The following is a 252-nucleotide window of genomic DNA, read 5'->3' on the forward strand; positions in this document are numbered from 1 at the left end:
GTCGCGTGGCTCACCGCCAAGCTGCCTTGCGAGGCCGCGCGCGATGAGCAAAGCCAACGACAGCGCAATTGCCGATGCAGCGACGATCAGTCCGATCACAAGGGCAACAGCATGCGAATACGCCTGGCCTGCCGCCGTGCCTTCGCGGACCGATCCCGCCACATTTACGTCAACGATGGTGGTGATGTCCTTTTCAATTGCGGAGCGAATTGTGGTCGCCCGACCTTTCAACAGCGATATGGCGTCCGCCCC

The 252-nt window shown here is 61.5% G+C and carries 1 pseudogene; it reads right to left on the minus strand.

Features of this window, described 5'->3' with window-relative positions:
• Positions 1-252: pseudogene (locus tag SB764_RS42885) on the minus strand (chemotaxis protein); the annotation flags it as partial.

The organism is Paraburkholderia sp. SIMBA_027, assembly GCF_046535315.1.
In the GTDB taxonomy this organism is placed as follows: domain Bacteria; phylum Pseudomonadota; class Gammaproteobacteria; order Burkholderiales; family Burkholderiaceae; genus Paraburkholderia; species Paraburkholderia tropica.